The 9,195-nt window shown below is 70.0% G+C and carries 7 protein-coding genes and 1 pseudogene; 3 read left to right on the plus strand and 5 right to left on the minus strand.

Annotation, left to right across the window (positions count from 1 at the left end; all coding sequences use genetic code 11):
• Nucleotides 1–90 precede the first annotated feature (90 nt).
• On the plus strand, nucleotides 91–759 hold the full coding sequence (locus O3W51_RS40895) for a hypothetical protein (RefSeq protein WP_138352798.1): 669 nt from the start codon (nucleotides 91–93) through the stop codon (nucleotides 757–759).
• Nucleotides 760–917: 158 nt separating this feature from the next.
• Here O3W51_RS40895 and O3W51_RS40900 read toward each other — a convergent pair whose 3' ends face one another.
• The gene (locus O3W51_RS40900; RefSeq protein ID WP_269288858.1) at nucleotides 918–1,553 is read right to left on the minus strand and encodes a zinc-binding dehydrogenase; all 636 of its coding nucleotides are present in this window, start codon (nucleotides 1,551–1,553) and stop codon (nucleotides 918–920) included.
• Between the two features lie 33 nt (nucleotides 1,554–1,586).
• Nucleotides 1,587–1,988, minus strand: a pseudogene (locus O3W51_RS40905) (alcohol dehydrogenase catalytic domain-containing protein); the annotation flags it as partial.
• Between the two features lie 178 nt (nucleotides 1,989–2,166).
• Between O3W51_RS40905 and O3W51_RS40910 the strand changes: the two are divergent.
• The gene (locus O3W51_RS40910; protein WP_138352800.1) at nucleotides 2,167–2,481 is read left to right on the plus strand and encodes an agmatine deiminase family protein; all 315 of its coding nucleotides are present in this window, start codon (nucleotides 2,167–2,169) and stop codon (nucleotides 2,479–2,481) included.
• Between the two features lie 71 nt (nucleotides 2,482–2,552).
• Here O3W51_RS40910 and O3W51_RS40915 read toward each other — a convergent pair whose 3' ends face one another.
• Complete coding sequence (locus O3W51_RS40915) at nucleotides 2,553–3,770, minus strand: AI-2E family transporter (protein WP_138352801.1); 1,218 nt, start codon at nucleotides 3,768–3,770, stop codon at nucleotides 2,553–2,555.
• A 282-nt stretch (nucleotides 3,771–4,052) separates the two neighbouring features.
• On the opposite strand from O3W51_RS40915, the gene O3W51_RS40920 reads away from it, so the two are divergent.
• The gene (locus O3W51_RS40920) at nucleotides 4,053–6,212 is read left to right on the plus strand and encodes an MMPL family transporter (RefSeq protein ID WP_138352802.1); all 2,160 of its coding nucleotides are present in this window, start codon (nucleotides 4,053–4,055) and stop codon (nucleotides 6,210–6,212) included.
• 75 nt (nucleotides 6,213–6,287) lie between these two features.
• Here the strand turns inward: O3W51_RS40920 and O3W51_RS40925 are convergent, their stop codons facing one another.
• On the minus strand, nucleotides 6,288–7,769 hold the full coding sequence (locus tag O3W51_RS40925; protein WP_138352803.1) for an alpha/beta fold hydrolase: 1,482 nt from the start codon (nucleotides 7,767–7,769) through the stop codon (nucleotides 6,288–6,290).
• 120 nt (nucleotides 7,770–7,889) lie between these two features.
• Nucleotides 7,890–9,195 (minus strand): carotenoid oxygenase family protein (locus tag O3W51_RS40930; protein ID WP_269288856.1); only part of this gene is annotated, 1,306 nt, incomplete at its 5' end.

Below are 9,195 nucleotides of genomic sequence, written 5' to 3' on the forward strand. Positions count from 1 at the left end.
CCGCCGTTGGACCCAGGTTCGTGACGTCACGCTGTGCGGTGCCGCGGTCGCGGTACGTTCTCGGGCAGGCATCAACACCTTGGGGGGACCATGCGTAAGATCCTGCTCGCGACGGCGGCCACCGCCTGCCTCGCGCTGACGGCGTGCAATGGCACGACCGGCAGCGACGCGCACACGACGCCGACGGGCACACCGTCCGCCGGGCAGCCGACCACCGTGCTGCCGACGGCCACCGGCAGTCCTACCGGCACCGCGACCGCTCCCAGCGGCGACACCGGCAAGGGCAGCGCCGCGCTGGCGCTCGGAACGCCGGCACGGACGGTGGGGACCAAGCTCGTCGGCATCGTGGAGATCACGCCGACGACCGTCGTCCATGCCACGGCAGGTCGCGGACAGACCTCGCGGTACGGCACCTTCGTCGTCATCACGACCCTGGACACGTCGCTCTCCGCGAACGCGGCCGACGAGGAGACCACGGACGGCACGGGCGCCGGCTGGCAGTGGATCGGCTCGAACGGCCAGACCGTCTCCGAGGGCAAGGGCAACGCCTTCAAGGTCAGCATCGCGGGGTACGACAGCCTCGGCCGGATCGAGCCGGGAGCTCGGCAGAACCGCGCCGAGATCTTCGATCTCACCCCGGAGCAGGCCAAGGGCGGCACACTCGTCTACACCGACTCCACCAAGGCCTCCTACCGCTGGAAGATTCCGGCGGCCGACGCCGGGCCCGATGTGGCGGCGGTGAAGCAGCGTCTGGGCTGATGGCCACGAGGCGGCCGTGCTCGTGTGACCACAACTGTGCGGGGCCCGCACTCTGCCCATGGACTGAGAGTGCGGGCCCGTCGCGCTCCGGCGTGTTCTGGGAGATCAACCCTCCAAGCTCATTGCCGCTTCCCTGGGGTTGCCCGTGACGAACGTGCCTACCTCGGGTCCGAGGTAGGCAGCCTGACGATGGTCTTGCCGTCTGCTTCGCCCGCGGCCATGCGCATCAGCCCGGCCGTCACGACGTCCTCGAGGTCGATGACCGCGTCTATTGACGTGGTGGCGATCTCCGGGTGGTCGTTGAGCAGGGCCAGCGCCTCAGGCAGATCCTGATCGCAGATGTGTACCTTCGATGTCGAGATCCGGATCTCGTCGAGGACCAGCCGGGTCAGGTTCAGGGGCGAGGGGTCACGGTGCAGGCCGACCAGGCGGATGTGGCCGCCACGGCTCACCGCGTTCATGGCAGTCTCCAGCCCCTTGGGCACGCCCGACGTCTCCAACACGATGTCGGCGCCGTCGCCACCGGTGGCCCGCTTGATCGCGGCGGCGGCGTCCTCCTGGGACGCGTCGATGAGCACCGAGGCGCCACTTCGCTTCGCGATGTCCAAGCGGGCCGGCGAGACGTCGACGGCTATCGTCTCGATGCCCTGCGCCGTGCAGGCAGCCACCGCCAACGAGCCGATCCCGCCCAGGCCGATCACCGCGATGCGCGCACCCGCCTTGGCCTCGGCGCCGCGCACCGCGTGCAGTGCGACGGCGAGCGGCTGAGCCATGATCGCGATGTCGGCCGGCATGCTCCCGACGGAGCGGCTGATGCGCGCAGGGACGTTCACCCGCTCGGCAAGGCCGCCGTCCACGTGCAGTCCCACGGTGAAGTAGCTTGAACAGAGGTTCGTCCGGCCCGCATGACACCACCGGCAGTTCCCGCAGGAGACGCCGGAACCCGGGACCACCACGTCCCCGACGGCGAACCCGGTGACCTCCGCCCCCACCGCCGCCACCCTTCCGACCATCTCGTGCCCCAGCACGAGCGGACCGACATGACGGCTCGCCGGATGCGGCTTGGTGAGGGGGATCAGGTGGGGACCCGAAGCGAACTCATCCACGTCGGTACCGCAGATGCTGGCCCGCAGAATCTCCAGTTGGAGTTCTCCTGCCGCCGGTAACTGAGGATCAGGCCATTCCTGGACACGCACATCGCGTTGACCGTGGTAGACGGCAGCAAGCATCTGTTCAACTCCCAGAATTCAAAAGGATCTTCACCCTAGTGGAGGATCGTGGACCAGAGACGGTGGAAACGAGACAACAGGGCTCGCACCGCTCGTCGGGAACCGGCCTCGCGGCCGGATTCCGCCGGCCGGCAGCCGCCGCTGAAGAGAGCTCTCCCATAGTGGGCTACGTCATGCGGTGGTCTCGGTCCGGGGGCTGTTGAACGCCTCGGCGCGCAGTGAGACCGGTCCGTGGTGGGCGCCGTCCGGCCAGGATGCGGTGACGGTCTGCTGTTCCACCAACCCGGAGTTCCTCGCCTCCTTCGCCAACTACTACGTGGGCAACGGGGCGGTCATCAGCGGCCAGTTCGGCGACACCCCGGCGGACACCGCGGCCAAGGCCACCCTGACCCGCCTCTTCCCCGGCCACGTCATCGAACAGCTCAACATCGACCGCCTCGGCACCGGCGGTGGCGGCATCCACTGCGTCACCCAGCAGCAGCCGGTGCCGTAACGGGACCGCGGCACACCGGAGAGCGGTGCCTGACGAGGTTTTCGGGTGGGTCGGGCACCGCGCTCATGTCCTCATGATCCCGTGCCCCGGTCGGGGGCCGGGTTCTGCGGCGGACCCGGTTCGTCCGTCCGGCGCAGCGCCTGATGGACCGACCACAGGACGGACACCAGCGGTACGGCCACCACCGCGCCCATGACTCCGGCCGCGATGGCGCCGCCGATGACCGTGAACGCGACCACCACCGGATGCAGCCGGACGGCCCAGCTCATCACGATCGGGTGCAGCAGATGGCCCTCGATCTGCCCGATGACCACGATGAGGGCGACGACCATGGCCGCGATCAGCGGGCCTTTGGCCGCCAGCGCCACCACGGCGGCGACGGCAAGGGCGATGGGTGAGCCGATCAGCGGAATGAACGCGGCGAAGAACTCCAGCAGGGCCAGCGGGACCGCGAGCGGCACGCCGAGGGCGAAGAGAGCGACGCCGACCAGGGTCGCGTTGATCGCGGCCACCAGCACGATGCCGTGGGTGTAGCCGGTGAAGGTCCGCCAGGCGGCGCGGCCCCCGACCATCACCCGTTCCCGCGCGGCCGGCGGAAGCTGGTCGCAGAACCAGCCCCACTGCCGGTCGCCGGAGTGGATGAAGAAGACCGAGGAGAACAGGGCCAGCGCGAACACGGTCAGGACTTCGACCAGCCGGCCGGCGCCACTGACCGCCGTACTGATGAGAGTGGACCGGTGGCTCGACAGGAACTGCCCGATCCGGGACTGGACGTCGGTGAGCGCCTCGGGGTTGAGCCGGAACGGCGGCTGCTGGAGCCAGTGCTCGATCCTGTTGATGCCTGCCCGGAACTCCCGCGCCAGCCCGGTGCTCTCTCCCGCCACCGACCCGCCGACCAGGGCCAGGACGCCGAGGGCGAGCAGAATGCTGCCGATCAGGGTCACCGCGACAGCCAGCGGTCGTGGCAGGAAGCGCGCCAGGAGGTCGGTCACCGGTCGGAGCATCGCGGTGATGACCAGGCCGAGGAAGACGGCCACGGCGATCTCGTGGAACCGCCCCAGCACGGAGAAGACCGCGTACACGAGGACGCCCACCACGAGGATCCGCCAGGCGTACGCGGCGGCCGTCCGCAGGGCGGGGAACACCCGCGGCTCGCCGCCGGGCCCGGCCGGAGGTGGGGTGATGCCGCGCAGCGCTTGACGCGACGCCTTCCGGATCCGGTGCCCGCGCTCGGCGGACGGCGCGACGGGGTCCGGTTTGCCGGACTGCGGATGCGATGGCCTGGACATCTCCAAGCGCGTACCACCGGAGCCCGTTCCCGCCACGCCGTCGGCGCGACATTCGCCCGAAGGCGCGCCGACCGTGTGGCGTAGCGCCGAGGGACGCGTCACGGGAACGGACATTCGATGCCCCCGTCCCCGTCCCCGTACGGGCCGGCGCCTGCACGAGCGCTGCGTCGACCCCGCCCGCTGGCTCTGCCGTGTGGTGCAAAGTATGCAAATCTGTCGGATAACAGAGGAAAGGGACCGAGGGCTGAGCTCGGCACCCTACGGCGTGCGGGAGGACCGGACATGCGTCGGTGGGCCGAGTTCGTTCTGCGGCATCGCAGGGCGGTTGTGGCGTTCTGGGGTCTCGTGCTGGTTGCCGGCGTGCTGCTGGCGGGCCGGACGACGGATCGGCTGACGATCGACTTCTCGCTGCCGGGTCAGCCCGGCACCGTGACGGCGCACAAGATCGAGGCCGCTTTCGGCAGCGGCGGCGACACGAGTCCGTATCTGGTCGCGGTCACGCTCCCGGCAGGGCAGACGATCACCGGCCATGAGGCCGAGGTCGGCCGCGCATTCGCGGCCGTGGGCGCAGCGGTTCCGAACGTGCGAGTGATCGACGAGGCGAACACCGGCGACAAGGCCTTCAGGACGAAGGACGACCGCACCGCCTACGCGATGGTGTTCTACCGGTTCAACCCGTCACCGAGCCAGAAGCTGCTCACCGATCCCATCCAAGTGGCGGCGGCGAAGGCCTTGCCGTCCGGCGCCACGGTCGGGGTGACGGGTCAGGACGTCCTGGCCTCCGGGGGCAATGACAGCGGCGGGCCGGGGGTGCTCGGGGAGACACTCCTCGGTGCCGTCGGAGCCCTCGCCGTGCTCGCCTTCGTCTTCGCCTCGTTCCTCGCCCTGCTGCCGTTGCTGGTGGCCGCGGTGTCGATCCTCGCGACCTTCGTGATGCTGCTGCCGCTCACCTACGCCACCGATGTGTCGTTCATCGTGCAGTTCCTGGTCGCCCTCATCGGCCTGGGTGTGGCGATCGACTACTCGCTGCTGTTCGTCACCCGCTGGCGTGAGGAGCGCGACCGCGGCCGGGAGAATCACGAGGCGGTCGTGGTCGCGATGGAACGGGCCGGTCATGCGGTGGTGTTCAGTGGTGTGACGGTGGCCATCGGCCTGCTCGCCCTCGTCGTCCTGCCGGTCCCGTTCCTGCGCAGCATGGGCTACGGCGGCGCGCTCATCCCGCTCGCGAGCGTGTTGACCACTCTCACCCTGACCCCCGCGATCCTGGGCGGCATCGGGCCGAAGGTCGACTGGCCGAAGATCCGGCACGAGAACCGGGCGAGCCGGTTCTGGAGCCGCTGGACCGCCGCCGTGGTACGGCGCCGCTGGATCGCGGCCGCCGCCGCCCTGGCCATGCTCGGGATCCTGATCGGCGTTTTCTTCGGTATCAAGATCGGCCTGGCCTCCTCGGAATCGCTGGCCAAGAACGGCCCGGCCTACGACACCCTGCAGACCCTGGAGCGCGGCGGCGTCCCGACCGGCGCGCTGACCCCGATGGAGGTACTGGTCCGCACCGACCAGGCCGGACCGGTCGCCGCCGAACTGGGCAAGGTCGACGGTGTGCGTGGGGCGTTCGTGCCCTCCGGGCCGGCCGGCAACCGGGACGGACAGAGCATCGTCGTGGTCATCCCGGACCACGAGACGGTGAACTCGAAGAGCATCGACGTCGTCAAGCGGGTCAAGAACGTCGCGGCGACCTTTCCTGGGGTCACCGGCGTCGCCGGGATCGGTGCGGCGCAGATCGACTTCCTGCACGCCGTCTACGGCAACTTCCCCCTGATGCTCACCATCATCGCGCTGCTCACGTACATCCTGCTCGTGCGCGCCTTCCGCTCCCTGTTGCTGCCGCTGAAGGCGGTGCTGCTCAATCTGATCTCCCTGGCGGCGACCCTGGGTCTGATGGTGCTCTTCTGGCAGAACGGTCACGGCTCCAACGCGATCTTCGGCATCGCCGCCACAGGGGCCGTCACGTTCTGGATCCCGATCATGATCTTCGCGTTCCTGTTCGGACTGTCCATGGACTACGAGGTGTTCATCCTCTCCCGCATCCGCGAGGAGTACGACGCCGGCCACTCGACCGACGAAGCGGTCATCGAGGGCATCGGCCGCACCGGCCGGCTCGTCACCAGCGCCGCACTCATCCTCTTCCTCGCCTTCGCCGCGCTCGCCTCCGGCCCCGGCACCGATCTCAAAACCCTGGCGACCGGCCTCGGCCTGGGCATCCTGATCGACGCGACCATCGTGCGGATGCTGCTCGTTCCGTCCCTCGTCTCCCTGTTCGGCAAGTGGAACTGGTACCTGCCCGAATGGGCAGCCCGCCCCCTCCGCGTACAGCCGTCCTCCCCACACCCCGAGCAGCCCGCGCCCGGGCCGCAGCCCGAGCCGCAACCGCCCATGGGCTGAACCTTCAACGACCGCGGAAATGGGTGACGTCCGGCGTGTGGGCGCCGGACGTCACCTTCGGTGAGGGGGTGGTTCTCAGTCGGTGCAGACGGTGCCGGGGGCGGGCAGGGCTCGGGTGGTCAGGTAGCGGTTGGTGGCTTCCAGGGCGCACTTGGAGACCAGGAACATGCTGTAGTCGTCGCCTTCATGGCCCAGGACGACGCTGCCCGGGAGTTGGGCGGCCATGGCTGCGCCCGCACGGAAGGGGGCGAGGGCCTGGTGGGTGGACTGGAGGATCAGTGCGGGCGGTGCGCCGTGGACCGGCGCGCCCGCCTTGACGGGCTGGGACGGGGTGGGCCAGCCGAGGCAGCCGGCGATGGCCTTGTAGGAGCGCACGGCGCCACCGAGGTGCGGGGACACCCGGGCGAGTTCCTTCCCCAGTTGGGTGAGCTGGGCGAGGGAGTGCACCGGGCGGGTGTCGTCGAGACAGGCCGGCACCTGTACCTGGACCGGGTCGAGGGTGTCGTCCTGGTCGTGGGTGAAGTCCATCGGGTCGCCCGCCTGGGCCTTGACGATGGCTTTCGCGAAGTCCGGCCAGGCCTGACCGGACAGGGTCAGGTAGTCCTGGGTGGCCTCGCGGATGTCCTCACCGGTCAGCGGCTGGTGGGACGCGCCCCCGGTCGGGATCGGGGTGCGGTCGGCGCGGGCGACGAGGGCGTCGTACTCGGCCGCGACGTCCTTGCCGTGCAGGGCGCAGTCCTTCGACGTGGCGCACCAGGCGGCGAAGCGGTTGAAGGCCGATTCCGCGGTGGCCGCCTCCTGGGTGACCCGGGCGAGCGGCGAGCCGGTGTCGTCCAGGGCGGTGTCGAGGACCATGGTGCGCAGCCTGCCCGGGTAGAGCTTGGCGTAGGTGCGTCCGAGGAGCGTGCTGTAGTGGATGCCGTACCAGTTCAGCTGCTTCTCGCCCAGCCCGATCCGGACCGCCTCGAAGTCCCGTGCGGTGCTGGTCTGGTCGAGGTGGTCGGTGAGCGGGCCGTTGCGGCGCTGGCAGTCCTCGGCGAAGGCCCGGTTGTGGGACACGAGCGCGTTGAACGCGGCCTGGTTCTGCGGGAAGTGGCTGACTCCGGCGGGCTTGAGCGGTTCCGCGCAGAGGATCGGCGTGCTGTGCCCCACACCTCGCGGGTCCACGGCGACCAGGTCGAAGTTCTGGGTCATGGCGCCGGCGAAGGCCGGGAGGTGGATGTGCATCGCCAGCCGCAGCTGCTCGATGGAGGAGCCGCCGGCTCCGTCGTTCAGGAGCACGGTGCCCTGGCGGTGGGCCCGGTCGTCCGCCGGGCGGCGGACCAGGGCGAGGGTGGTGCTGCCGGCGCGGGGGCGGGACCAGTCGACGGGTACCTGGATCGATCCGCACTGCATGTTCGTGAAGTCGGTGTCGGCGCAGGCGTGCCAGTCGATGCTGTTGGCGGGGGTCCGGTGATCGGCGTCCTCGGTCTGCGCGAGCGCCGGTACGGCGATGGTGGCCACGAGCGCGGAGAGGGCCGCGGCGATCCAGCCCGCGTTCTTCCGGATTCTTGTCATGTCGACTTTCCTTGGTCATGAGCCTCGGCCTGTTCGGGCTCGAGGGGTTGTTCGGGATGTTCCGGTGGGGGTGTTCCGGTCGGGGTGCTCAGGTCAGGGCGTTTCCGGGAGGAAGCGGGGTCAGCTTTCGCTTCCGTCCAGGGCGCTGTCGGGGATCCAGGAGCCGTGGATGCCGGCGGTCACGCGGCGCGGCAGGTGGACGGTGGCGATCCGGTCGAGGCCGGAGGCGTCCAGGACCAGCAGCTGGGAGGCGTCCTGCTTCAGGTCGGAGACGACGGTGAGCAGATAGCCGTCGTCCTCGTTGGTGGCGCCGGCCGCGGGGACGAACACCGCCTCACTGGGCAGCCGGGCGTCGCCGACCTGGTGGATGCGGCGGGCGCCGGTGGTGCGGTCGTACTTGACGACGCCGTAGCCGCCGAACCCTTCCTGGTCCGGGAAGGACACCGCGTACTGGTAGCGGTGCTCGGCGCCCAGGTAGTCCTCGTTGAGGGTCGGGAACTCCACCGCGAGGTCGTCGATGATCTGCTCGTCGACGGTGCCGGCCGCCGGGTCGATCACCCAGCGGCGGGTGTAGGAACGGGTGCTGGGCTCGGTACCGCGCCCCGGCGCGCCGACCCACCAGTTCCAGGAGAGCTGGAACCCCTCGCGGTCCACGGTGGGGCCTTCCAGAACGATGCGTCCCTGGCCGTCCTCGTAGGCGTTGCCCGCGTGCAGCATGTTGCCGGGTTCGACGGAGAACCAGCGGATCTGCCGGGCGCCGTCGCCGCCGCGGGGCATGACGCCGATACGGGAGGGCTGCTGGTCGCTCCAGCTGTAGGGGATGCCGGAGTGCTCGGTGTGGTCGAAGGTGACGTTGCCCTCGATGAAGACCACGTGGCGGCGGGTGATGGCGAAGTCGTGCTTGAGGGAGGCGGTCGCTCCCGGGATCTCGGCGCTGTGGACGATCTCGCCCTTGGCGTCGGCGACGTAGTACGTCAGGAACGGCGGGAAGGGCGAGGAGGCGAAGAAGTGGAGCTCTCCGGTCACCGGATCGACCTTGGGGTGCGCGGTCATGGCGTTGTTCAGCCGACCGTTGAAGTCATGGGCGCCGACCGTCTCCAGGTCCCGGGTGAGCTCGAAGGGGAGGTTGGCCTCGCAGAGCGCCAGCAGACGGCCGGCGTGCTCGATGACGTGGGTGCCGGCGGTGCTCGCGGTCAGGTCGGGCCCCTTGTCGGTCATGTAGGGGGCACCGTCGAGGGCGGGGGTGTGCACCCACCGGTTGCGGTACCACTCGGCGCGGCCCGCGCGGAGCCGGATCCCGTGCACCATGCCGCTGCCCTTGAACCAGTGGGTCGGGGTGACGCCGGGCTTGGGGTTGTGGCTGTTGCGGATCAGCCGGCCGGTCAGCTCGGGGGGCAGGTGGCCCTCGACGGTGAGGTCGGTGGCG

The organism is Streptomyces sp. H39-C1 (assembly GCF_027158125.1).
Lineage (GTDB): Bacteria > Actinomycetota > Actinomycetes > Streptomycetales > Streptomycetaceae > Actinacidiphila > Actinacidiphila fildesensis.

Bases quoted from the DNA above. Each gene is read 5' to 3' on its own strand.
- O3W51_RS40925 (WP_138352803.1), bottom strand. From the start codon at position 7,769: ATGACAAGAATCCGGAAGAACGCGGGCTGGATCGCCGCGGCCCTCTCC.
- O3W51_RS40895 (WP_138352798.1), top strand. From the start codon at position 91: ATGCGTAAGATCCTGCTCGCGACGGCGGCCACCGCCTGCCTCGCGCTG.
- O3W51_RS40920 (WP_138352802.1), top strand. From the start codon at position 4,053: ATGCGTCGGTGGGCCGAGTTCGTTCTGCGGCATCGCAGGGCGGTTGTG.
- O3W51_RS40915 (WP_138352801.1), bottom strand. From the start codon at position 3,770: ATGTCCAGGCCATCGCATCCGCAGTCCGGCAAACCGGACCCCGTCGCG.
- O3W51_RS40900 (WP_269288858.1), bottom strand. From the start codon at position 1,553: ATGCCGGCCGACATCGCGATCATGGCTCAGCCGCTCGCCGTCGCACTG.